Genomic DNA, 25521 nt, shown 5'->3' on the forward strand with positions numbered 1-25521 from the left:
AAATTATGAGTAGTAAAACCTTAAATTTATCCAATGAATTATATCAATATTTATTATCAGTTTCTTTACGAGAAAATCCTGTTTTAACCGAATTAAGGCAAGAGATGATTAATCATCCGGTTGGAAATATGCACATATCCCCAGAACAGGGGCAATTTATGGCGCTACTATTAAAGGTGATGGGCGCTGAGAAAGTATTAGAAATCGGTGTTTTTACTGGCTATAGCTCTACGGTAATGGCTTTAGCTCTGCCTGAGCATGGTAAAATTATTGCCTGTGATATTAATGAAAAAGATACAAACAGCGCCCGTCACCATTGGCAAAAAGCAGGAGTAGAAGATAAAATTGAATTACATCTTGCCCCAGCTTTAGATACTTTAAAAAAATTAATTGTAGGAGGGGAAAAAGAAACCTTCGATTTTATTTTTATTGATGCTGATAAAAGTAATTATTTAAACTACTATGAAAAGTCATTAATCTTGTTAAGAAAAGGTGGTTTAATGGCGGTGGATAATGTGTTGTGGTATGGACGAGTAGCTGATACTAATATTAATGACAAAAGGACAGAAAAAATTAGGGAATTTAACGAATTTTTAGCAAAAGATGAAAGAATAGATTTAAGTTTAATTCCCATAGGTGACGGTTTAACTTTAGCGAGAAAAAAATAGCTCAAATTATTAGCTCATCTAATGTCTAATAATTTTATTTTAGTTTTTGTCTTAAAATAATACACTGATGAGTTGTATGGTAAATCCTTGATCAGATTTGTGGCAACATTTTGACCAAGTTGCTGATTTTGAGTATGATTAATATTTATGGGAGATCGCTAATCCATTAAATAGATAAGTATTTCAGATTGTTGAGTTTTTATTTTCATACCTTGATTCAGCAACGCCCAGATTTTAAAAATGCCTGAAACCATATCTACTAAAGCAACTCTATTGGAAAGTGACGGATCAGGAATAACTTATCAAATTTTTTGATTTGAAATTGTTGTACTATTTCAAACCAACGAGTTAATAATTTTTCAGTATGGGAATCCCCACACTTTAAAGTGGAGGAGTTTCAGGTTAAGAGATTTAAACAAGTTTTGAAAAATAAAGCTGAGTTAAGTGGCTGTCAAATTATTGATGTGACAGAGGAATTTACCAGCAAAACTTGTACAAAGTGTGGTCATGTTCACAGTAAATTAGGTGGTGCTAAAGTTTTTAAATGTCCTGAGTGCGGTCATCGCATTTTAAGGGATTATAACGGTGCTTTGGGTATTATGCTCAAAGTTTTGTCGGATACGACCTTCACTATCTCTTTTGATGGTGATGCTATTGTGGCTACGGGGATATACCGTATTGTGCCGCATAAATGTATCAGTCTGCTTAACATCATTGAAAACGGAAGATTATTTAAAGAACCATTTACTTATATCACATTATTTGATGACTGAGACTAATCAAATTTGGGTCTTCACTAGATAGTATGCTACGAAGACTGTAACCCTTACTCTTTCGTTCTCAAAATGCAATTTGCATACCAAGTAATGAAGAGCCTTAAATTTTTAGGAAAAATTAGTTCTAAACTATGACAATATTCTGATATATTTTGATTATTAGTTATTATCTGATGCCATCATTATCTTAATTAACAAAAAATTACAATACTATTAAATATTTATCATGGTTTTAAAAAAATTACTCCCTAAGAAAAATCAGTCTCCTAAATATTTCTTTGAAGCTGATATAAAAGAAGAAGACATCAGTCAAGTTACCTCTGAAGGTGAAACGGAGATGGTGGAGGGCGCCCCTCAAACTATAACGACTTCCCCCACTACTAATAATAATGTTAGCTATGACCAACCAGAATGGGTAAAAGCCATTAAAAATTATAGTACCCCTGAACCATCAGAAAATAAAACAGAAGTTAGTACATTTGCTGGGCAGTATGTAACTAATAATGTGCCATCTTCTCGTCGTCGTCCGGGCGCTAGTTTAGCTATGTTTAAAGATATGGCTAAAAAAATCAATAAATAAAAACAATTGACAATTGACAATGGATAATTGACAACGAAAAACTATTAATTATCTCCCTCTGCTTCCCTTTCTTCTCTTCTCCAACTATTGATAAAAATTCCCTGATCATTAATAATAAAATGTGGTCGAAATGCACAGATCAATTATTATCTAACCAAAACGAGAGGGGAATCAAGTTGTTTGACCTAAAAAATTATCTCAAAACTCAGCAGGAATTGGTAGAGAAAGCCTTAGATGAGTCTTTACCCATTGCCCAACCAGCCAAAATTTACGAAGCCATGCGCTATTCCCTCTTAGCTGGAGGCAAAAGACTGCGCCCGATTTTATGTTTAGCTACTTGTGAGTTATTAGGGGGCAATACTTCCAGCGCCCTCCCCTCTGCTTGTGCGGTAGAAATGATACATACCATGTCTCTGATTCATGATGACTTACCTGCCATGGATAATGACGACTATCGGCGCGGTAAATTAACCAATCATAAAGTATATGGCGAAGATATAGCGATTTTAGCAGGAGATGCTCTCTTAACCTATGCTTTTGAATATGTAGCACGGGAAACTAAAAATATACCACCAGAAAGAACTTTACAGGTATTACAAATCTTAACGAGGGCGGTGGGCGCGGAAGGTTTAGTTGGTGGGCAAGTAATGGATTTAGAATGGGAAGGTAAAAGCGATGTTAGCGCCGAGACTTTAAGCCAAATTCATCGCTCGAAAACAGGGGCGCTTTTAGAAGCTAGTGTAACGGCTGGGGCTGTGGTGGCGGGCGCTAGTCAAGAAGATTTACAGCGTTTAAGTATTTATGCTCAAAATATCGGTTTAGCTTTTCAAATTATTGATGATATTTTAGATGTTACCGCCACCAGTGAGCAATTAGGCAAAACCGCAGGAAAGGATATTTCCGCCCAAAAAGCCACTTATCCCAAAATTTGGGGTTTAGAAGAATCCCGACAAAAAGCATCGGCATTAATTGATAGCGCCCTTGCCCAACTCATGCCCTATGGTGACAAAGGGGAAACCCTGAAAGCCCTTGCCCAATTTATCATTCAACGTCAAAATTAAACTAAAATGTACATTGTCAGTGAAATTATCCACAATCCCTTAATTGTTATTCCCCTTCTTGCTTGTGTGGTGTCGCAAATCATCAAGGTTTCCGTGGATACTATTACTAATCGTAAGTTTAGCTTCCGTTACATTGTTAGCACCGGGGGGATGCCTAGTGCGCACTCCGCACTGGTAGGGGCGCTGGCTACGGGGGTTGGCGTCACCGTAGGCTGGGATTCTTCTCAATTCGCCATTGCTTCCATTTTTGCTGGAATCGTGATGTATGATGCCGCCGGAGTGCGCCAGGCGGCAGGAAAACAGGCTAAGGTGTTGAATCAAATTATGGAAGAGTTTATTAACCATGAAGATTTTAACGAGGAAAGACTAAAGGAATTATTGGGGCATACTCCTTTTCAAGTCATTGTCGGTTTAATTCTCGGTATCGTTGTATCAGCTATATGTTTACCCTTGATTTATGATTTATAGCAAGGTGAGGGGAGGTGTCAGGTGTCAGGTGTCAGGTGAAATGCCAACCATAAATTTATAACAGTTGCATTTTTAAAATACTAAAACTATTATATATGAAAAGTTTTATTCGTTATTTATTATTAATTTGTCATAACTACTGTAGAAGATCCGAAAATTTCTTTTAACATTATATCTTCGTAATTTACTCACCGTGTAATGAATTACACGGCTAACAGTACCACGTTCAATAAATTGAACTAAGATGTTGAGATGACTAATTTATGAGAAATAATGATTATTTTTCCTCCTTTTCTCTTGCCTATCAACACCCAAAATACTTTTTCAGCAACTCCTTATTAATAATTAGTAGAATTAGCTTTTTCTAACTCATCTTTAAGAATAATAATATCTTGGGTTAATTTACGGATTTCTTGAGTGGAATTACCACGATAATTAGCCGGAGAAGAATAAGTTGCGGTATTATTATTTTGATTTTTTTGTTGTTGAAAAAACTTTTCAATCATTCTTTTGGCTTCTTCTTCGGTAACAGCGCCCTTCTCCGCCCAAATAGTTGATTTTTGTTGCCATTCAGCGTTTAACTCATTAAGTTTACTGTTGATTTTTTCGGGATTTTGCAAAGTTTCTACGGCTGAAGTTGTCGCACCGATAGCGATTCTCAATCCTTGTTGAATTATATCGGTAAAGTTATTGTTATTCATGATTAATATAAATAAGAGCTATTCTGTTTTATTGTATCTTAATTTATTGCCAAATTCTTGAAGGCGCGCGCCCAGATTTTCCTTCCAAACTGCGGAGATATTGCCAAATTTTAATTAAACACTGTCTTGCTTTTTGCACAGAGTCACCGTGATAGCGACATAATAAACCTTGGCTAAGATGAGTTACCGCTAAATTTTCATCATTGACAAGCGCCCTCACCTCTTGTTTTAAGTTAACATTTTTACCAACAAAAACTAAACTAGCAATAACTGGTTTTCCCCCTAAACCGTTATCCAAAAAAAATAAATTACTTTCCCCTTGTAAATGTTGTCTATCAATCCAAATAGGCTTATTTTCTTGCCAAATTTCAGTATAATTTAACCACTTTCCTACGGTAAAAAATTCCTCCCTTGCTGTGCGCCCGCAACGGATTATTTCCCAGCCTAAAAATAAAGCATTACTACTTAAATTTATTCTAGTTTTTTGTTGATAATAACTTTGATTAAAAACAATAATTTCTTGGGGTAAATATTCTAAAAAACTATTGTTATGGAGATTAATATTAATATCTTGTTGAGCAAATTTTTGATTACTACGATAAATTTTTGATGCCGAAGGGGTGGTAATTAAAACTTGACTATTTTCCCCTAAATTAATATTTTGCGAGAGATAATCACCGCCAACAATTCCCCCTGCCGTGGGTAAAATTACTATATGACAAGGATTATTTCCTTCAGGATAAAATGATTTTTATAGTTTGAAGGGCGCTGAGGCAAAACTATCATTAATATAAGTTTTATTCCCTTTACACTGATAATCTAAATTAATTTTTCCTTCCCAAGTAGAATTATCTATTTCTTGATGAATATTCATTAATATAATTGTCTATATTATTGCGATAAATTGCTGGTTGATAAAAGTTTTACAGCAGTTTTCATTTCCTTAAACCACAAATTAGATTGTCGTAAAAATTCTCTTTGCGTCTTAGCGCCTTTGCGAGAAACAAAAAACGTGGTTTATTCATCTAAAATACGCTGTAATCACAATAAGACTTAGAAAAGTGCCAAAAATAACCTTTTTTCTTTAAAAATACTGTATTTTTTCATCCCAATCAAAAATTATTAATTCTACATTCTACATTCTAAATTCTACATTCTATAAATACGAATACCCCAGCGCCCTTCACCTTTTACCCGATATAAAGCAGTATCAGCAAAATTAATCAGACAATTCATATTAACATCACCTTGGGGTATCAAACAAGCACCGCCAATACTAAGGGTGATATTATTACTAACCTTCGATTTTTCATGGGGAATGTGTAAATTATCGATGGCATTTTGTATTCTCGTTGCCACTAAATGCGCCCCGGCGGTATCCGTATGGGGTAAAATTACAGCAAATTCCTCACCACCGTAGCGCGCGATTAAATCGGAAGGGCGCTGGAGAGTTTTTTGCATAGTTTGTGCTACCTTGATTAAACAATCATCCCCCTGCTGATGTCCATAAAAATCATTATATAACTTAAAATAATCAATATCAATGAGCAATAAAGATAAATTGTTATGACTACAGCGATGTTTTTCCCATTCTTGTGCCAAATAATCATCAAAACGACGACGGTTAGGAATTTGAGTTAAACCATCTAAATTGGCTAATTGAGACAACTCCTGATTAACTTTTTCTAGTTCGTATGTTCTTCTTAAAACTTCAATTTCGAGGGTGCGATTGTAATCTTTTAAGATTTGTTCAGCTTTTTTACGCTCACTAATATCCTGAAATACAGTCATGGCATATTTTACCTTACCTTGCTCATCGTAGATCGGGTTTGCCCAACATTCGATAGGAATTATTTTATCTCCCCGATGAATATCGATATCATCATTATGCCAAACCTCTCCATGTAAAGCTCGAATTAAAGCTAAATTTTCATTGGGATAAGGTTTATTTGTATTATGAATATAAGTGTTATAAGCTTCGCTAATTTTTTGGGCGCTAACGTTAGGCAAAACTCCCTTGCCGAGAATCTCTACCGCTTTTTGATTGGCATAAAATGGTTTTCCCTCCGCATTCAATACTCCCACTGCCACAGGCATACCTTCTAAAAATTGTTTTAATAATTTTTCTTGTTGCTTGACTTCTTGGTAAAGTTGTGCATTACGGAGGGCGCTGGCGGCTTGTCCAGAAATGAGTTGTAATAATTCTAAGCGACTATGATCAGAAATATTAATATCTAATTCACTCTCTAGGTAAATGATGCCCATTAAATCCCCTTGAGTAACTAGAGGATAGCAGAGAATTGATTGTGGTTGTATCGATTTGATATAATTGTCATTGACAAAATAACCATAGTGTGAAGGATGCTGGATATTTACATATTCCCTTGTTCGTGCTACATAGTATAGGATAGATTCTGGTAAAGTATCCTGTAAAGATTGTTGAGGATAAAGATTAAGACTATCCCCCCTACTATCCACAGCGATAGTAAACTCTCCCATTTCTCCTTCTAACTCGGAATGATATAGTAATAGACAGCCTTTTTTTACCCCCACATTTTCTAGAAGAATTGTCATCAAAGTTTGCAAAAGATTGGTTAAAATGATTTCCCCCGTAATTGCTTGAGAAACTTTCATCACCGTAGCTAAATCAAGACTGTTGTTACTGCTACTACTACCCAGAGAAGATTTATTGTCAGGGTTAATCCGGTTAAAAATTTGCGGATACTTTTCTTCTAAATAAACTAATTTTGCCCCAGCGCCCCACAAACTATAACTATAGTAAGATTCTTGTAGATATATCTCGGCTAATTTTAATTTTCCCCATTGTAAATAAAAATTTCCTGCCAACTCGTGACTTAAAGCATTATCACTGATAAAATTATGATCTTGAGCAAATTGAATAGCTAAATCATAATTATCGATAGCTTCAGCTTTATTGCCTAAAACTCTTTGTTTTTCCGCTTCCACCAGATACCATTTACCAAGATAATTCATGGGCGCATTATCTGCCCACATTTTGAGACATTGTTGATGATATTCAATTTCTGTTAACAATTCCCCTTGGTTTTCTGGCGATAATAATGATATATGGGTGAGGGCGCTGTAAAAATGATACACTGCACAAAACATGATGCTTGACACCGTCATTAAATAAGGCTTAACCTGATGAAGATAATCCAGCGCCCTTCGCCGTTGCCCAAAATGATAAGCTAAAAGTAACTTATAAATATAAACCTGTGCGATAGCAGTTAACTCCAACTCCTCAGCGTGTTTAGTTAACATCACCCTTTCATCATAAATACTTCCCGTTAACATATCCATGTCAGCAGGATTTTCTCGCAAATTTTTTACCGTTTGCCAAGCAATATCAATATAAATTTGGGCAGAATACTGCTTAAACTCACCCAAAACCTCATGATAACTAGCCAACTCATCATCTAACCTAACTAAATCTACCCCCGCAAAAAAACTGGTGAAACCATAAACCAAAATACAAGCAGTTGTCATGGTATCTCCCGTTTCCACACTAAGAAGATAATTTTCTTTCAACAACGGCAAAACCTCATGAATACTGCGCTGATGATGATGAATACAACCACTATAAAGATTAAGAGTCAAAGCCTTAAACTGTAACTGATGAGATTGATTAATTAAATCAATAGCCATTTTGCCAAAACGAAAACCCCTTTCTACCTCACCCAAAAAATTACTTAAAACTAAACCATATACCCCATAACCCAAAGCCGAAGCCGAAGTATTACCAAAATCTATGGATAAACTCACCATTTCCGCCGCCAAAAAAGGCATTAACTCCGGCATTCCTTGAAAAAAAGGAATTGATAATATTCCCAACAACTTCATCACCGCCATAGCGCGCCTATCCGTCATCGGTGGCAAATACAGTAAATCTTCAATATCTCGGTTATGTAATTTATCAATAACTTTACTTAACACCTCCGCCATATTTTCTGGGTTAGGTTGATGAGGAAGATTAACCCCCAATTCCCTTAACGCTTGTCTTCCCATTTTCACGGCATCGACTATCATTCTCCTATCAGCTTTAGAAGCAACGGAAATCAAATATACTTCTACCTTATGCAAAATATCTTTACTGTGAGATAAAACTATCTCCGTCATGGCTTCCATTTTGACAAAATCACCATTGAGATAAGCAATTTCAGCGTTAGCAATATGTAAATCTAAAGTTAATTGATATTGACATTGCCAACAATCATCCCTAAGTAAACTTAAACCAATGTCAATATAAACGGTAGAGGCGCTGTAAGCATGGGCATTTTTGGCTTTTTTTCCTGCTTCTAAATTTAATTTGGCAACGGTTTCTCGCAGAGATAACTCTTCAATTAAATCAATGGCTTGATTGAAATGCCCCACAATTTCTAAAATGTCAGCAGTAACAGTATCCCGTTGAGATAACAAAATATTACCAATATTAAGATGAATTTGTGGCTTATTTTCTTCGCCAATTAATTCATATATTGCCTGTTGTATGCGATCATGTAAAAATTGATAACAGATTTCGTTATTATCATCCCTAAAAGGTAACAACAAATTAGACTCAATCGGTATTACCAACAATTCTTGTAAAGAATCAATGGGTTTATTGGTAACTATCGTCAAAGTAGATAAACTAAAAGTATTACCAAGACAAGCACTTATTTTGAGTAAATCTTGTACAGTATCAGGTAAAATTTTTAATTGTTGAATCATTAAACTAATGACGTTATCGGTGATATTTTCCCTGACTATATCATCAATATTCCAATGCCATTGATAATGGTTGTAATTGAAAAAAATTAAATCTTTAAGATATAAGGTTTGTAAAAATTGATGAGTAAAAAAGGCATTACCCCTCGTCTTCTGAAAAACCAAATCACCGAGACTTTTCACCGTGTCAATATCAGTATTTAAAGAATCAGCTATTAAAAAATTAACATCATCCAAAGTGAGATTATCAATATAAAATTCTCGAATCATACCATGATTAAATTTTACCCTTTCTACCATTGTCATTAAAGAGTGATTCTCATTAACTTCATTACTACGATAAGCGCCCACCAACAAAAAATTATCGAGACGATTATTCAATAAAATTAACTCAATGAGTTTTATAGTGGCAGTATCGCACCATTGTAAATCATCAAGAAACATGACGATAGGGGCAGTTTTTTCGGTGCAAGATTCGATAAACTTTTGAAAGACTAAATTAAAGCGATTTTCTGCTTCAACAGCGCCTAAAGGTGTCAAAGGTGGCTGTTTACCTATCACCAATTCTATCTCAGGAATAACATCAATAATTAGTTGTCCATTGTTACCTAAATTTACTAATAATTTATTTTTCCAATAAGTTAATTGTTGAGGAGTTTCCTTTAATTTTTGTCTAACCAAGTCTCGAAAGGCGGAAATAATAGCCGTGTAGGGAATATTACGCTGAAATTGGTCAAATTTTCCTGACAAAAAGAAGCCTTTTTCAATATTTTGATATGCTCTTTTGATCAAAGTTGATTTACCAGCGCCCGAATAACCACCAATTAATAACATTTCGGGGGGCGATTTTTTGCCGACATTTTGCCAATGTTGTCGTAAAGTAGTGACAATTTTATTTCTGCCATACAATTTATCGCTAATTTCAAACCTATCACTAATATCCGTTGTTTGTAAAGGAAATTTATTAATAAAACCTTGCTTTTTTAATTGTTGTAAAGCCTTTTCTAAATCATATTTTAAACCCCAAGCACTTTGATAACGATTTTCTGGTTTTTTCGCCATCAATTTCATCACTATATCAGAAATTACTACCGGTATCTGAGGGTTAATGGTGGAGGGCGCTGGGGGTTTTTTTGTTAAGTGAGCATGAATTAATTCTAAAGAATCATCACTTTCAAAAGGTAATAAACCAGTTAACATTTCATAAAATGTTACCCCCAAAGAATAAAAATCAGTACGGTAATCGTAACCTTTATTATTGACTCTACCCGTTTGTTCGGGGGAAATATAGTCCAAGCGCCCTTCTAAAATAATATCTGTTTTTAAGTATTTATTTTCTTTATTAAAAAAATCTGATAACCCAAAATCAATTATCTTAACTTCTCTTGTTTTTCGATCATATAAAATATTAGTAGAATTAAGGTCTTTATGAATTAAATTAGCTCGATGAATTTGTTCTAAAGTAGTAATAATTTTAACAGCAATTTCCAAGAATTCTTCTACAGAAAGAGAAGATAAAAGAAGAATTTTTTTAAGTGATTGTCCCTGAAAATCCTCCATAATTAACGCCGAAGTGCGCTGGTATTTTTCTAAACCATAAACTTTAATAACACCATCAATTTGCAAAGATTTTGTTATCTCATATTCTTGCTTAAAACGCTGTAATTGTTCAGAGGTGGGATACTCAATTTTAAGAATTTTAACAATTACATTACATTGATCTTCTTGTCTCACCATCCGACAAACCAATGAATTACTCCCTTCGTAGATTTGCTCCAAAAACTGGTAGCCTGTAAGAAAAATCATCCAAAATTACCGCTTTTAATAGATCAAAATAAGACGCAAAAACTGCCATGATACTTTCTAATTTATTTAATATAGCAACTATATCTAGTTAAGTACATCTTTTCTGAGACCAAAATAAAAATTAATGCAGAGACGTTGCATACAGCTTCCCCACTGAAATGTGCAAAACGGGATTAATTTAGAAATCTTTGATTAATTTGGCGCGATAATTTATAAACTTTTAACTTTCATTTTGCTATAAATACTATTAAGTAAGGATTATAAAGGTTATTTTCTATTAATTTATCATAACTATGGCAATCCTAAATGATTCATCAGAAAATAAACACAAAAAATTCACAGGCAAGAGGCTTAAGCCCCTTATTAGATAATAGCTAGGAAATTATTTTCTATCTTTAGATATTTCACAACTGATTTAGGATTGCTATACTGTAAAACAGCCATTTACTTACGTTTTAAAAGACGGAATTTTAAACTTTCTATTTTTTGTAAATTAAACTATATCTTTATGATTAAACAAGAGAAAAAATATTGGTTAGCATGGACACAAATTAAAGGTTTAGGTAGCGTTACCATCAAAAAAATTTATGAAAATTTCACCAGTTTAGAAGAAGCATGGCACAATAACCCTCAATTATTGTTAAAAATAGACGGAATCGGTAGAAAAACCCTTGATAATATTATTACTCAAAAAGTAAAAATTGACCCTGATCAACTATGGGAAAAACACTTAAAAAAAAATCCCCTGTTTTGGACACCAAATGAGCCATTATATCCCCAATTATTATTGGAAATTCCTAGTTATCCTTCCCTCTTATATTATCAAGGCAAAATAAAACCGTCAGAAAATGAAGGCATAACTCCCCTCATCGGTATGGTAGGCACAAGACAACCCACTGACCATGGCAAAAGATGGACTTATAATATTAGTAAAGCATTGGCTCAAAAAGGTTTTACCATAGTATCAGGATTAGCGGAAGGTATCGACACCAGCGCCCACCGTGGTAGCCTAGACGGGGGCGGTAGAACCATTGCAGTGCTAGGAAATGGCTTAGATCGAGCGTATCCGCCCAAAAATCGTGATTTAATGGCAGAAATTGCTGAAAAAGGGCTAATTTTAACGGAATATGCCCATGGTAGTATTCCCGAAAGGGGTAATTTTCCAGCGCGTAATCGCATTGTCGCAGGGTTATGTCGAGCAATTTTAGTCATGGAAGCGCCCGAAAAATCCGGCGCCCTCATCACCGCGCATTATGCTACGGAGTTTAATCGAGACGTTTATACCCTACCCAACACCCCCGACAATCTTCAAGCGAGAGGATGCTTAAAGTTAATTCACAAGGGCGCTGAAGTTATTATCACCGAAGAAGATTTACTAAACAGTTTAGGCGCAATTCCAGACTTAGATCAACCTAATCAATTATCTTTATTCAATCTTCCTGTCTCTCCCCCTTCCCCCGTCATATCTTCTCCTGCCGTCAATCTATCCCCTTCATTAAACCAAGTATTAGCCGTCATTGATAATCAACCAACCCCCTTTGATGTAATTGTGACGAAAACCGGCTTAAATGCTGGGGATGTATCAGGTTTTCTGTTAGAGTTGGAGTTGGAGGGGTTAGTTAAACAGTTACCCGGTATGATGTATAGTCGGTAAATATTTGACAATAAAAAAGAGTGAGGAGAAAAGGAATATAACGCCTAAATTATATCAGTCCTAAATCATTCGTGAAAAATCAATTACTAGAAAAAAACATCGAAGATACCATCCCCATTGCCTTTTGTCTTTTGCCTGTTGCCTTTTCAACTAACTTAATTACCACAACTCATTTAGTATTGCTATATATCCCTCTTTTGTTATTTTCCGAAAACATTTACTATTGAGTAAGTCAGCAAAATTAATTGTGTGTTTTATTTTTCCCAAAGCTATAATAACAAGGAGCTTAAGCCCCTCGCCCTTTGGGATAGCGGTTGGGGGGTGAGGGCGTTTTCATTCTCAAAAATGTTAGTTTCTCAAACTAGCCAATAATCTGAAATTCAGAGGTTTTTAACTACTAATAAATCAATTAATAGTAAAAAATCCTCCTGTCTCCCTGAATCTCCCCCCTTTTTAAGGGGGGTTGGGGGGGATCATCCTTATATTGTCTTCTTGTCAAAAACAAATCAATTTTGATCCTGACTTTGAAAACACCCTGTTTGAGAAGGGGGGACTTTTATTGGTTTTGTGGGGTGAGACGCGCTGTACAATGGTCAAGGCGGAGTTGTAATGTCTGATTAACTCTGTAACTTGTTTTATTTTTCAACGTAAATTATATGTTACTTAAAAATCTATTTCCCTTTATCCCACAAAATTTTAAAATTATTGTACCAATAGTATTACTATCCTCAGCGCCCTTCGCCCCAGTTTTAGCCGTAGATTTACAAGTAGGTATCGTACAAAGATTTGGAGAAGAAAAAGAAGACCAATTAACGATCCGCAGTACCACAGAAGATCAGTTACAACTAATATTTAAAGACATTAGCGCGAATAATTCCGATACTAGCAAAACAATTAGGACAAATCAAGTAGTTTTACAAATTAAACCGCAAACCCTATCAACGGGAAAAATTGAAGAGCGATTAATTTTAGGAGATCATGCCACCTTTGAAACCGCAGAAGATGACGCTAATCGATGGCGAAAATTGGGTATCGAAGTAGAAATAACTCAGCCGGGTAGGTGGCAAGTGTGGGCAAAACGAGACGTGTACCATAACCCATTGCTGAAAAGATTATTACTGCAAACCATTAAAGCAGAAGAAAAAAACGAGCAAGTTTATATAGAAAGTAGCTACTTGATCGAAAAGCCTCAAGTGGCTTTTACCGTGGGTGAAAAAACCCATCAGGTGACGAATTTAGAAATTACTACCGCCAAAAATTTAGTACAAGTACAAGACGGTAAGGATGGCAAAAATCGGCTTTATGGAGGCAAACTTATCATTCAGCCTAATGCTTACGGTGATTATACTCTAGTTAATAAAGTGGACATTGAAACTTATTTGCGCGGAGTTGTACCTCATGAAATAGGAGGGAGTGCGCCCCTCGCCGCCGCCGAAGCACAAACCATCATCGCTCGTACTTATGCCCTCCGTAATACTCGCCGTTTTGTTGCCGATAATTACCAACTATGCGCCACCACTCACTGTCAAGTATATTATGGTATCGGCGAAACTTCCCCCCAGTCAGATCGTGCCATTAATGCTACCCGTGGCTTAGTATTAACCTATGAAAATGAATTGGTTGATGCGTTGTATTATTCTACTTCTGGAGGGGTAACAGCGCCCTTCAGCGACACTTGGAATGGAAATGATCGACCTTACCTCAAATCTGTTATTGATGCACCTCAACCTATGTGGGATTTAGCAAAATTTCCCCTTAATGTTGAGGCTAATTTGCGCCGTTTTATTAGCATGAAAAGTGGTTTTAACGAGGATGGGCGCCGACTTTTTCGTTGGGACCGTTCTCGTAGTATAAATGATCTTAATAGTGATCTGCGTAAATATTTAGAGAGGATTCGTCATCCTTTAGTCAATTTTACTACCATTGAAAACATGACTATTACTAAACGCTCTACTTCCGGGCGCATTTTAGAGTTAATGGTTAAGACAGATTTAGGGGTTGTATCCCTCAAGAAAAATGAGGTGAGAAGTGCTTTTCAGCCCCCAATTAGCACTTTATTTTACCTTGAACCTGTTTTAAGTCAAAATAAGAAAATTGAAGGCTATAGATTCATTGGTGGTGGTTTTGGTCATGGTGTCGGTTTGAGTCAATTTGGTAGTTATAATTTAGCAAATCGAGGTAAAAACTTCCGTGACATCCTACAATTTTATTATCCGGGCGCTAAAGTTGAGCCTCTCAATGATTCCATTATCTGGTGGCAATAGTATGAATTATGAATTATGAATTATGAATTATGAATACTTAGTCATGGGTGCGTAAATCCTAAATTGTCCATTATTTTTACTTATTTATTTCAACATGACAAAAATTTTATTCATCAGTAATGGTCACGGAGAGGATTTAAACGCTAGTTTAATAGCAGAAGCGTTAAAAAATCTTTGCCCTCATGGGGAAATCTCGGCTTTTCCTATTGTGGGTGAAGGTATGATTTATCGCAATAAACATATTGAAGTAGTAGCGCCCACCAAAATTATGCCATCGGGGGGGATGTTTTATCAAAATTCCCGTAACCTTTGGCGTGATATATTTTCAGGTTTCATCGGTTTAACTATCCGTCAATTAATCACCTTACGATACATCGCTAAAAATTATGATTTGGTGGTGGGTGTTGGGGATGTTGTACCAATAATTTTGGCTTTTTGGGCAGGACGACCTTTTTTAATGCTCTTTGTGGCTTACACTAGCTACTATGGGAGCAATATTAAATTACCTTTTCCCTGTGAGTTGTTAGCTAAATCTTCTCTGTGTCGAGGTATTCTTACTAAGGATCAATTTACTGCCGAAGATTTACAAAAACAGGGTATCAAGCAAGTAGAATGTTATGGTTATCCTATTATGGATGCTTTGCCACTCGGTGAAGTGCGCCCTTCAACCACTGTCAAAAATTCAGCCACTATCGCCATTTTACCGGGTAGCCGTATTCCTGAAGCAGTTAATAATTTGGCTTTACTATTACCAGTATGTGAAAAGTTAACGGAAATCAGTCAAGAAAATTACCTTTTCCGTACTGCTTTAGTATCTGCCTTTAACTTAGATTATTTAAAATTTATTAGTCAAAATTATAACTATGATTTAATTGAAAATAACTCAGATTACATACTAACTAAAACTATCAATGATCGTATTATTAATATTGAATTATATTATCATAAATTTAGTGATATTTTGCATAGTTGTGATTTAGTTTTAGGTATGGCTGGAACTGCCATAGAACAAGCCGTAGGTTTAGGTAAGCCTGTGGTACAGGTTACGGGCGCTGGTCCTCAATTTACCGCTAATTTTGCCCGATCACAAATGCGTTATTTAGGTACTAATATTAAAACTATTTTTCAAGAGCAAGAAGAAGATTTTGCGATGAAGGGCGCTGAAGAAATTGTCAAAAGTTTAGCTAATAAAGACTATTTAGAACAATGTAAAATTAATGGTAAAACTAGGGTGGGGGGCGCTGGTGCTTCTGTTAAAATTGCCGAAAAAATTATGGCAATTTTGTCTTAAATAGATGGTATATCCCTCTTTTATCACTTTCCGAAAACATTTGCCATTCTGAAATTACAAGAGCTTTATTAGCAAAATATTTCAAGACTTTTTAAGTAATAAAAATTATCAGATTTTAAAAATGCCTGAAATTAAATCTACTAAAGCAACTCTATCGGAAAGTGACTGATCAGGGATATTTATGAAAAAGCACAGGAGTATATCAAGGGAAAAACTTATTATTAGGTACAATTTTCTTCTCAATGTCCTTATATCTTAGAAGACTTATTGAAATTGTAACGGTGGAGTGCGCCCTCCACCCCATGCCAAAACCTATTGCCTCTTACTCCTTACTTAAAAAGCGCCCTTCACCGTATATTACAAAATGTTAAGTTTTCCATAAAGACTCTTAATTTGGTAAAGTATATAACGAATAAGTCTAACTATACTTAAAGTTCTGGTTTTCATGCCCTAATTATTAGAAAATTAGCGATGATAAGTAGAATTTACGATTTAAAATTTAAAATTTAGTAAAAAGAACAATGAGAGGTCAAAAAATGAGGTTTCGTAACCTATTAATCGCTTTCTTCATGATTTTCTGTATCGGTTTCTTGAGTGCTTGTAGCGATAACTCTGCCCAAGCCTACGATCCTAACACTACCACCTATGACGAAATCGTTAACACTGGTTTAGCGAATAAATGTCCCCAAATTTCTGAATTTACCCGTGGTACTATTGACATCTCTGTCGATCAGCCCTTGGCAGTAGTGGATATGTGTTTAGAGCCTCAAGAGTATTTCGTTAAGGAAGAGCCTGTTAGCAAAAGAAAAGAAGCAGAATTTATCGAAGGTAAAATTTTAACCAGAGATACCAGTAGCTTAGAGCAAATTCGTGGTACTATCGCCACCAACGAGGAAGGAGTTTTAACTTTCCAAGAATTAGATGGTATTGATTTTCAAATTATCACCGTCTTATTACCCGGTGGTAAACAAGTTCCTTTTTTCTTCACCATTAAAAAATTAACGGCGGAAACTGAACCCGGTTTCACTTCTGTTAATACTTCTACTGATTTTGTGGGAGATTTTAAAGTGCCTTCCTATCGTGGTGCTTCTTTCTTAGACCCTAAAGGTCGTGGTTTGACCAGTGGTTATGATAACGCTGTGGCTTTACCAGCGGGCGCTGACAACTCTGATTATCTCCGCAGTAATTTAAAACAAGCTGATACCATGGAAGGGGAAATTTCTTTACAAATCACTAAAGTTGATAGTGAAACTGGCGAGATTTCCGGTGTCTTTGAAAGTGAACAGCCTTCTTCTACCGATTTAGGTGCTGAAGAGCCTGAAGAAGTGAAAATTCGTGGTGTATTCTACGCTCGTTTAGAACCTCAAATTTAAGTTTTTCATCAAAGTTGAAAGGGTTGAAGAATGTTCAACCCCTACGAATAAATCGAGGTTTTAAAGCCTCGATTTTTTGCTCATAAAATGTTATTGTTAAGGGCTATTAAAAAATTAGTAGAGTCAAAGTGAGAATTTTAGTAGTTGGTAATGGTGGCAGAGAACACGCACTTACTCAAAAATTGTTAGAATCCCCTACGGTAGAAAGGGTTTTTTGTACTCCGGGCAATGGTGGTACAGCAGTATTAAAAAAAGCTGAAAATATTGCCATGGCGGTGGATGATTTTGAGTCAATATTGTCATTAATTAAGGAAAATTTTATCGATTTGGTAGTGGTTGGTCCTGAATTACCCTTATCTTTGGGTATTACCGATTACTTACAAGAGCATAATGTTAAAGTATTTGGACCAACTAAAGCCGGAGCAACCATTGAAGCGAGTAAGTCTTGGGCTAAAGCATTGATGAAAGATGCTTTTATTCCCACTGCTGAGGCTGAAACTTTCCAAAATCTCACCCTCGCGCAAAATTACATTAAAGAAAAAGGCGCACCTATTGTCATCAAAGCGGATGGCTTGGCAGCCGGTAAGGGCGTAGTGGTAGCTATGAGCGAAGCAGAAGCGTTAGAAGCTGTGGAAGAACTTTTTGCCCAAAATTTCTCCACCGTGGTCATAGAGGAGTTCCTAACGGGGCAGGAAGTATCAGTTTTAGCTCTCTGTGATGGTCAAACGGTTATCCCTTTAATTCCGGCTCAAGATCATAAACAAATTGGGGAAGGAGACAAGGGCGCTAATACTGGGGGGATGGGCGCTTATGCCCCGACTCCTTTGGTGAATCAAGATTTATTAGAACGTATTACCAGAGAAATTTTAGAGCCTACATTAAAGGCTTTACAAGGAAGGGGCATTGATTATCGGGGGGTGTTATACGCTGGTTTGATGATTACTCCAGAAGGTGCGCCGAAAACCCTTGAATTTAACTGTCGTTTTGGCGATCCTGAAACTCAGGCGGTGTTACCCATGCTCAAAACTCCTTTGGCGGATGTACTTCTCGCCTGTGCGGAACAACGTTTGGCAGATTTTCCTCCTTTAGAATGGCATGATGGTTATGCGGTTTGTGTGGTGGCTTCTTCTGCTGGTTATCCGGGTAGTTATGACAAGGGTAAGGTTATCTTTGGTATTGATACGGCGCAGGGGCGAGGGGCGCTGGTTTTCCATGCTGGAACGAAATTAAATTCTCAGGGGGATTTACTCACCGATGGAGGAAGAGTTTTAGGTGTCACCAGTCGAGGAAATGATTTAGCCACTGCTATCAATTTTGCTTATGATGCTATTCAGTATATTGACTTTGAGGGCATTTACTATCGCCGTGATATTGGTCATCGTGTGTTAAAAGGGCAAAGGAATGTAGAATTTAGAATGTAGAATTTAGAATTAATAATTTTTGGTTGGGATGGAAAAAATACAATATTTTTAGAGAAAAAAGTCAATTTATGACACTTTTTGTTATGTAGAATAGACTTTGAACCTCTGTTTAATAAGGGTTTTGATTTATTTAGCAGACCCTAATTGTTTTCTAAATTATAAATTCCAAATTTTCTCCCCCTTCTCCTTTTCTCCCCTGCTTCCCTTTCTCCCTCTGCTTCCCCTTCTCCCCATCCCCTCATCTCCCTTTCCCACAAAAAAATATGCTCAAATCATTATCAGAATTATCCCTCAAGGAAAAAATTGGACAACTAATCATAGCGCGCACCACCGGACATTTATTCGATCATCAAATCCAATACCCAGCTTGGGAAGCCACTAACCAACAGTTACAAACATGGTTAGGGGAATATAATTTGGGGGGAGTAATTCTTTTGGGGGGTAGCGCGGCGGAAGTAAAAATGCGCACGTCACAACTACAACAATGGGCAAATCTTCCCCTGTTAATTTGTACTGACATCGAGGAAGGAGTAGGGCAAAGGTTTACGGGCGCTAGTTGTTTTCCACCGCCTATGGCATTGGCGCAAATTGCCAAAACTAACCTTGATTTAGCCACCAAATACGCTTATGAAATGGGTAAAATAACCGCCCAAGAAGCCCTAGCTATTGGTATTAACTGGATTCTAGCGCCCGTCACCGATGTTAACAATAATCCTGATAATCCTGTCATCAATGTGCGCGCTTTTGGGGAAGATGCGCCCACCGTGGCACAATTAACCAGCGCGTTTATTAAAGGTACACAAAATTATCCTATCCTCAACACCGCTAAACATTTTCCGGGGCATGGTGATACTGCTACGGATTCTCATTTAACTTTACCCGTTATTACTCACGGTGAAGGGCGCTTAAATAACCTCGAATTAATCCCGTTTGAAGAAGCCATTAAGTCGGGGGTAGATGCTATTATGACAGCGCACCTCCTCGTTAATGCTTACGACTCCCAAAAACCAGCGACCATTTCTCCCACAATTTTAACCAATTTACTGCGCCAAAAAATGGGTTTTGAGGGTTTAATTGTCACCGATGCCCTCATTATGGGCGGTATCACTCAATACGCTTCCCCCCCTGAAGTGGCACTTTCTGCTTTGGTGGCGGGCGCTGATATTCTTCTAATGCCTGAAAATCCCCCCGTGATTATTGATTACCTCGTGGAAGCCGTTAAAAAAGGCGATGTCAGCGAAAGTCGCATCGATGCCAGTGTAACTAAAATCCTTCAAGCCAAACAAAAATTGTCTACATCTGAAAAAAATAGTATTCCACAAAATTTTAACCAAATTAGCAATAAGGTGGCTTTAACCATAGTAAATGACATTTTAAAACAAAGTAATCATTTACAAGGTAATATACCTATTAAACCAGTGGCAGAAGGGATAAATATAATAATAGTTGATGACGTTTTAAACTGTGATTTTTTACCTCGACAAACTCCAGCCGTGATTTTACCGCAAATTAAAGGCTATCAAACGCAAATTTTTGACAGTCGCACTTTTTACTTATTAGAGATGGTAAACTTTGAGCAACCGTTCATTTTGCAAATCTTTCAGCGCGGTAATCCCTTTAAGGGCGCTGTTAGTTTAAGTCATAGTAGCCAAAAAATCTATCAAAAGTTACTACAATCACCACAAATACAAGGAGTTTTACTTTACGGTAGCCCTTATCTACAATCATGGGTTAAACAATATATCCCATCTTATCTACCTTTCGGCTTTTCTTATGGACAAATAGAAGGTGCTCAAAAAAGTTTATGTAAAGTAATGTTACAAATATCTACAGATGATGACATCAAAACGGGGGAGTTTATGTAGCTTAAATAACAATTAGACTAGAGACACCAATACATTGAAAAAGAATCTTCAAAAAATCTGTAATGTAATATACAGAAAATGGTTCTTTACTGAAACTGTGAGTTAAACTATAGTGAAAAGTAAGCAGATTAAATTTACGAGGAAAAGCAGATGCAAACTATAGAAAGAGTTGCCACTCAATATTCCATCGACATGATCAAAGACGAAGTGCGCCATCTGGTGGAAAATGGCAATGTTAGCCGTCATCAACCTATCTATATTCTATGTCAATTCATTCCAGCACGGGAATGGGTATATGTAGAATGTGAATTGGAGAAATGCGATTTTCTCCTCAGAGATCAAATAGGCGACTTGATTGCCCATGAAAATTGGGAAAATGACTAAAATTGCATAGTGTGACGGGCGCTGGTTTTTAATTAACCATGTATCATTGACAATGATTTAAGATGATAATGTGGGGTGATCAGCTTTTAGTTATCACTTCTTAATTTTTACCATTTTCAAATCCATTCGGATGAAAGCTAATACCACTAATCGGAAATTTACTCCAGCGCACATCGCCCAAGCCAAGGAAATCAATTTAACACCATTACTAAATCAGCGCCCATCGGTGCGAGGTATTACCATTGACGATGCTACCACAGTAGATCGAGATGATGGCATTTGGCTAGAAGAAAAAAGCAACGGTAACCTTGAATTACAGGTTAGTATTACTGATATAGCGGAAATTGTCGAAATTAACTCACCCATCGATCAAGAAGCCTTAAAACGGGTAGTAACTTTATATCATACCCATCCCCCTACCCCAATGCTACCAGTTAATATTAGCACAAACTTAGGGTCACTTAATCAAGGGGAAACAAGATTAACCATTACCGTGTTTTTTGAATTATCCCCCCAAGGAGAGATAATCTCTAGTCGTATTGAGGAAACAAAATTTCATAGCTTAAAGGCATTTAGTTACAAAGAAGTAGAAGAAATATTACGAAATCCCAGTAACAATCAAGAAGAATTACTATTAATTAAAATTCAACAAATAGCCCAAAAATTCGCTAAAAATAGACGAGGAAAATCGGGAACTTTAACCGCAGAAGGCTATATCGATGAAGACGGAAATTTGATAAAAAATAACATCAATACCCAACAGCTAATCGCTGAATTGATGATTTTAACTAATACTACCATTGCCAACTTATTAGCCCAAGAAAAAATACCAGCAATTTATCGCACCCAAGATGTAGGTATTGCCGATTTAACTCAAGCTGTCAAGGAAATGGGGCATTGTTTAGTACCAGCTATATATGAAGTGGAAGCCAAATCTCATATTGGTTTGGGTATCAAGGCTTATTGTCATTTTACCAGCCCCTTACGGCGTTTTGTAGACTTAGTAAATCATCGTATTATTAAGGCTTTTATTAATAACAAAAAACAACCTTATCAACTTGAAGAATTAATTGCAATAGCTACTGAAATTAACGATTTTTATATTCAATTAAAACAAAGTTTAGAAAATTACTTAAAAACTAAACATCGTCAACAACAAACCGCTAAATATGCTAATATTAGCGACCAAGAAATTGAACAGCTTTCCTCAGAAAAATTTTCAGAATTAATCGAATATACAGTTATTCACGGGGATATTAATACATTAATTATCCACTTAGAAAATAGACTTAAAGATTTAAAACCAAAAGACTTTTACTATCTTTGGTTTGTGGGTAAATTAAATTTATTTTTTGATGTTGATAATATCGATGCTATCTCAATTTTATTAGTTGCTTCACAAATTAAACAAATTAACATTGACTACTACTGTAGTTTTAATGGTGCTAAAAAAATTCATTCTTGTTACTGTTTTATTGATGGCTTAACCACTAAACTCCCTGCCCAAGATAGTAGAAAAACTCAGGCTAAACATCAGTCAGCATTAAAAGCAATTCAAAGTTATATCAATGATGAATTAGTTAGTAAACCAAGAATATTTGACAAGGTTAAAAAATCTCAAATATTAGAAACTGAATTAAGTGCAAATAATAAAAAAGATGACAATTCAAATATTAAAGATTTTTCTCAATTTTTAACTAAAGCCATCGATGAAAATAACATAAACGATGAAATACTTACTCAAATTGATTCAAGAATAGATAAATTACAACCAAAAGATTTATATTATTTGTGGTTTAAAGCTAAAATTAATCGCTGGTTTGATGTCGATAGTCTTAACGCTGTATCGGTGTTAGTCGTGCGCTCACAATTAGATAATGTTACTATGGATTATCACATAGAATATGATCAAAAAAATGCTTGTTATATTGCTTCTTGTTATGTGGACGGTTTGACTTCTTCAGAAAGACAAGCAGATAAAAAAAAGATGAAAGCAAAACAAAAATCTGCTATGGCATATATCGAAAGTTATTTGCTTGATAATTTAACCCCAAATCCTGCATCTGTTAAACTAATTACTCAAAACTTAACAGAAAATGAATTAGTAGAATCAGAAAATAATGGTTTTGATGGAATGTCATGGTTAAACGATTTTTGCCAAAAATTAGGTATTGATTATCCTGAAGATGAATACTATAAAATTGCTAGTTTTTATCGTTGTGATCTTACTTGCCAATATGGCGGTAATATCTTAAAATCTCAGGGCTTTGGTAATAGTAAAAAAAATGCCCGACAATGCGCTTCCAGAGTAATGATCATTCAACATAATCTAACATCTATCGAATTTGATTTTTAAATCTGTAGGTTGGGTTAGCGACAGCGTAACCCAACAAAACCTCGCATCTTTATTTATTATCTTTGGTGGTGGGCAATGCCCACCCTACTTTTTCAGCGCCCTCCACCTTAACATCTAATGCTTAAAATTTGGGCTACCACAGCCATACTTTCTTGATAAAGAGTATCTTTGCCACCAGCTTGTAACTGTTGACTTAAAAGCTTTTCAGTTTCTTGATCAGCTAAAGATGTCACTTGTTGAATACGACAGGCTTGAGCGCCCCCCCCCGCTTCCATGCGCATACATCCTGTAGTTTCAGAACATAATACCGTACAACAATCAGCCTCCAAATTAGTAGAAGTCAACTTTAAACTAATTAAATCCCCTAAAACTTCACCCCAATCAGCCAGAGGGATTCCAGCTAATTCCGTTTTAATTTCCTTCCCTTCTGGATTGATAAAATTAATGGTAGTAATGTCATAATCTCCCGTTTGGTTATCATAATAAACTGGTTGCCAATCCAAACGACTGGCTAACCAAGCGAGATACATCAAGGCTTGAGTTTTATTGCCCTTTTCATAATCTACTATCACTTGATCTACTTCCCAAATAGCATTACGGCGCTCAGGGGGATCAAAAGCCTCCGCCGTCAACTCTTGCCAAGGAGAGAGTCTAGCCCAATTTAAGTCAATAACTGGCACATCGTGCTTAATAAAATCAGCAATGCGATTGATTTCTAAAGTCGGTTCAGTAAAAATGCTAGAGTCAATGATCAGGCGATCACATTCACCCCGTAACCGTTGAAACAGGGGATAATCAGGATCAATTCCAGCTTTCCACCAGACGTATTTAGGTAAATCAGGAATCATTAACTCGGAAATCACTCCAGCAATACGTTCTAAAGCGGAAGAAACCCCTGTAATAGTGATATACTCACAACAAATTAAGCTACTACTCGAACGTTTATTAATGGGGCAATAAGCCGATACTTGAACCTTAACCCCCTTATCTTCTCCCGTCGTAGGGCAAAGGGTAATGATGCGACAAGGATTGACAGAAGCAATAGCATCAGCCATACCAGCGCCCTCCACATCAGGGGAATATTGTTTTAAAACGGATTCATCTCGTACATTTACCTTACCTTCTTCCTGTAGCGCCATGTATTCCGCTTGTAACCTAGCGGATAACTCCTTAGTAGAAATTCCTGTAGGCTCAAAACCGTAGGCTTTTTGGGCTGCTTTAATGGCGGAGGAGGTGCGGGGGCCAGCGATGCCATCCACTGGACCAGTATAAAAGCCCAGCGCCGCTAGAAGTGGTTGGGTAGTTTCTGGGGCATAAACCAAAAAACTGAAAGTAGAAGCCCTTGTGGCGGCTAATCCGTCCGTGTTGCCCGTGTAGGTGAGCCAAATTTCCCTTAACTCATTGTCGATGGACTCAAAATCAACGTCCTTGGGCGCTTGGAGCGCTACTAATGGTGTGGTTGTCATGATGTTTTCTCCTTGTTTGTGATTGTCGAAATTAGGTTAGTATCAAAATGTTTTTATTTTGGACAGGAAGACAGGAAGACAGGAAGACAGGAAGATAATTAAGAGATGACTATTTTTGATAGTCGTTAGAGTAATGAATAATCCATTGGTCTGGATTATTGATCATTTTGACAATACCGCTAATAATTTGATTATATTGATTGTTAAGTTTGTTCATGTCTAACTCAGGGATATAGCGACACTCCCAACAAAATTTAAGCCATACCTGAGTTTCAGCAGATTCCCCTTCACAGTCATTTAATTTAGCGATAAATGCAGCCTTGTATCTTCTTTTGCGCCATGCTTCTGCGAGATTAGCACACACAGAGCGAGAAGAACGTCTAATTTGATCAGTGAGAGAATACTTTTCCTCAAAAGGAAAATGCTTAGAAATATAGAAAATATCCATAGCACACCTAAAAGCCTTCTGATAAACAATCAAATCCTCATGACTAACAATCTTTTTACCCTCCCCACCATCAAAATTTTTATTATTCATAGTCAAATACCAATTAAATCAAACTAAATCAAGCCCCCGTCCCCTTGTCCCCCCGTCCCCTTGTCCCCCCGTCCCCTTGTCCCCCCGTCCCCTTGTCCCCCTGTCCCCTTGTCCCCCCGTCCCC

Annotated in this window: 17 protein-coding genes and 1 pseudogene; 13 read left to right on the forward strand and 5 right to left on the reverse strand. The window is 36.5% G+C overall.

The window, feature by feature from the left end; translation table 11 throughout:
* Positions 1-5 precede the first annotated feature (5 nt).
* The 5 genes from IGQ45_15460 to IGQ45_15480 all read left to right on the forward strand — a co-directional run bounded on the left by IGQ45_15460 (position 6) and on the right by IGQ45_15480 (position 3553).
* Complete coding sequence (locus IGQ45_15460; protein ID MBF2058565.1) at positions 6-668, forward strand: class I SAM-dependent methyltransferase; 663 nt, start codon at positions 6-8, stop codon at positions 666-668.
* Between the two features lie 422 nt (positions 669-1090).
* Complete coding sequence (locus IGQ45_15465) at positions 1091-1441, forward strand: transposase (protein MBF2058566.1); 351 nt, start codon at positions 1091-1093, stop codon at positions 1439-1441.
* Positions 1442-1670: 229 nt separating this feature from the next.
* On the forward strand, positions 1671-2024 hold the full coding sequence (locus tag IGQ45_15470; protein ID MBF2058567.1) for a hypothetical protein: 354 nt from the start codon (positions 1671-1673) through the stop codon (positions 2022-2024).
* Between the two features lie 119 nt (positions 2025-2143).
* Positions 2144-3085 carry a polyprenyl synthetase family protein gene (locus IGQ45_15475; protein MBF2058568.1) on the forward strand — a complete coding sequence of 314 codons (942 nt, stop codon included), beginning with the start codon at positions 2144-2146 and terminating at the stop codon, positions 3083-3085.
* 6 nt (positions 3086-3091) lie between these two features.
* A complete protein-coding gene (locus IGQ45_15480; GenBank protein MBF2058569.1) occupies positions 3092-3553 on the forward strand; it encodes a divergent PAP2 family protein in 462 nt (153 codons plus the stop codon).
* Between the two features lie 338 nt (positions 3554-3891).
* On the opposite strand, the gene IGQ45_15485 is transcribed toward IGQ45_15480, so the two are convergent.
* The 3 genes and pseudogenes from IGQ45_15485 to IGQ45_15495 all read right to left on the reverse strand — a co-directional run bounded on the left by IGQ45_15485 (position 3892) and on the right by IGQ45_15495 (position 10785).
* Entirely contained in the window at positions 3892-4254 is a 363-nt protein-coding gene (locus IGQ45_15485) for a hypothetical protein (protein MBF2058570.1), read from the reverse strand.
* A gap of 43 nt (positions 4255-4297) precedes the next feature.
* Positions 4298-5128: pseudogene (locus IGQ45_15490) on the reverse strand (urease accessory protein UreD).
* Positions 5129-5403: 275 nt separating this feature from the next.
* The gene (locus IGQ45_15495) at positions 5404-10785 is read right to left on the reverse strand and encodes a diguanylate cyclase (protein MBF2058571.1); all 5382 of its coding nucleotides are present in this window, start codon (positions 10783-10785) and stop codon (positions 5404-5406) included.
* A 511-nt stretch (positions 10786-11296) separates the two neighbouring features.
* Between IGQ45_15495 and dprA the strand changes: the two genes are divergently transcribed.
* The 8 genes from dprA (at position 11297) to IGQ45_15535 (ending at position 23393) form a co-directional block, all read left to right on the forward strand.
* Positions 11297-12439, forward strand: coding sequence for a DNA-protecting protein DprA (gene dprA / locus IGQ45_15500; protein ID MBF2058572.1), 1143 nt, complete (start codon positions 11297-11299; stop codon positions 12437-12439).
* A 656-nt stretch (positions 12440-13095) separates the two neighbouring features.
* Positions 13096-14703, forward strand: coding sequence for a SpoIID/LytB domain-containing protein (locus tag IGQ45_15505; protein ID MBF2058573.1), 1608 nt, complete (start codon positions 13096-13098; stop codon positions 14701-14703).
* A gap of 94 nt (positions 14704-14797) precedes the next feature.
* A complete protein-coding gene (locus IGQ45_15510; protein MBF2058574.1) occupies positions 14798-15994 on the forward strand; it encodes a hypothetical protein in 1197 nt (398 codons plus the stop codon).
* A gap of 536 nt (positions 15995-16530) precedes the next feature.
* Positions 16531-17367 (forward strand): photosystem II manganese-stabilizing polypeptide, encoded by an 837-nt coding sequence (locus IGQ45_15515; GenBank protein MBF2058575.1) that lies wholly within the window; start codon positions 16531-16533, stop codon positions 17365-17367.
* 128 nt (positions 17368-17495) lie between these two features.
* Positions 17496-18788, forward strand: coding sequence for a phosphoribosylamine--glycine ligase (gene purD / locus IGQ45_15520; GenBank protein ID MBF2058576.1), 1293 nt, complete (start codon positions 17496-17498; stop codon positions 18786-18788).
* A 263-nt stretch (positions 18789-19051) separates the two neighbouring features.
* Positions 19052-20653 carry a beta-glucosidase gene (locus IGQ45_15525; protein ID MBF2058577.1) on the forward strand — a complete coding sequence of 534 codons (1602 nt, stop codon included), beginning with the start codon at positions 19052-19054 and terminating at the stop codon, positions 20651-20653.
* Positions 20654-20803: 150 nt separating this feature from the next.
* Entirely contained in the window at positions 20804-21037 is a 234-nt protein-coding gene (locus IGQ45_15530; GenBank protein ID MBF2058578.1) for a DUF4327 family protein, read from the forward strand.
* 130 nt (positions 21038-21167) lie between these two features.
* A complete protein-coding gene (locus IGQ45_15535; GenBank protein MBF2058579.1) occupies positions 21168-23393 on the forward strand; it encodes an RNB domain-containing ribonuclease in 2226 nt (741 codons plus the stop codon).
* Between the two features lie 107 nt (positions 23394-23500).
* Here the strand turns inward: IGQ45_15535 and opcA are convergent, their stop codons facing one another.
* Together opcA and IGQ45_15545 are read right to left on the reverse strand one after the other, a co-directional pair.
* The gene (gene opcA / locus IGQ45_15540) at positions 23501-24859 is read right to left on the reverse strand and encodes a glucose-6-phosphate dehydrogenase assembly protein OpcA (protein MBF2058580.1); all 1359 of its coding nucleotides are present in this window, start codon (positions 24857-24859) and stop codon (positions 23501-23503) included.
* Between the two features lie 109 nt (positions 24860-24968).
* The gene (locus IGQ45_15545; GenBank protein ID MBF2058581.1) at positions 24969-25397 is read right to left on the reverse strand and encodes a four helix bundle protein; all 429 of its coding nucleotides are present in this window, start codon (positions 25395-25397) and stop codon (positions 24969-24971) included.
* Between the last annotated feature and the right edge of the window lie 124 nt (positions 25398-25521).

Source organism: Cyanobacterium sp. T60_A2020_053, assembly GCA_015272165.1.
In the GTDB taxonomy this organism is placed as follows: Bacteria; Cyanobacteriota; Cyanobacteriia; order Cyanobacteriales; family Cyanobacteriaceae; genus Cyanobacterium.

Excerpts from the sequence above, each read along its gene's own strand:
- IGQ45_15535 (MBF2058579.1), top strand. The coding sequence starts at position 21,168 with ATGAAAGCTAATACCACTAATCGGAAATTTACTCCAGCGCACATCGCC.
- IGQ45_15530 (MBF2058578.1), top strand. The coding sequence starts at position 20,804 with ATGCAAACTATAGAAAGAGTTGCCACTCAATATTCCATCGACATGATC.
- IGQ45_15495 (MBF2058571.1), bottom strand. The coding sequence starts at position 10,785 with ATGATTTTTCTTACAGGCTACCAGTTTTTGGAGCAAATCTACGAAGGG.
- IGQ45_15470 (MBF2058567.1), top strand. The coding sequence starts at position 1,671 with ATGGTTTTAAAAAAATTACTCCCTAAGAAAAATCAGTCTCCTAAATAT.
- IGQ45_15475 (MBF2058568.1), top strand. The coding sequence starts at position 2,144 with ATGTGGTCGAAATGCACAGATCAATTATTATCTAACCAAAACGAGAGG.
- IGQ45_15515 (MBF2058575.1), top strand. The coding sequence starts at position 16,531 with ATGAGGTTTCGTAACCTATTAATCGCTTTCTTCATGATTTTCTGTATC.
- IGQ45_15505 (MBF2058573.1), top strand. The coding sequence starts at position 13,096 with ATGTTACTTAAAAATCTATTTCCCTTTATCCCACAAAATTTTAAAATT.
- IGQ45_15480 (MBF2058569.1), top strand. The coding sequence starts at position 3,092 with ATGTACATTGTCAGTGAAATTATCCACAATCCCTTAATTGTTATTCCC.
- IGQ45_15485 (MBF2058570.1), bottom strand. The coding sequence starts at position 4,254 with ATGAATAACAATAACTTTACCGATATAATTCAACAAGGATTGAGAATC.
- opcA (MBF2058580.1), bottom strand. The coding sequence starts at position 24,859 with ATGACAACCACACCATTAGTAGCGCTCCAAGCGCCCAAGGACGTTGAT.
- IGQ45_15510 (MBF2058574.1), top strand. The coding sequence starts at position 14,798 with ATGACAAAAATTTTATTCATCAGTAATGGTCACGGAGAGGATTTAAAC.
- IGQ45_15460 (MBF2058565.1), top strand. The coding sequence starts at position 6 with ATGAGTAGTAAAACCTTAAATTTATCCAATGAATTATATCAATATTTA.
- IGQ45_15545 (MBF2058581.1), bottom strand. The coding sequence starts at position 25,397 with ATGAATAATAAAAATTTTGATGGTGGGGAGGGTAAAAAGATTGTTAGT.
- IGQ45_15525 (MBF2058577.1), top strand. The coding sequence starts at position 19,052 with ATGCTCAAATCATTATCAGAATTATCCCTCAAGGAAAAAATTGGACAA.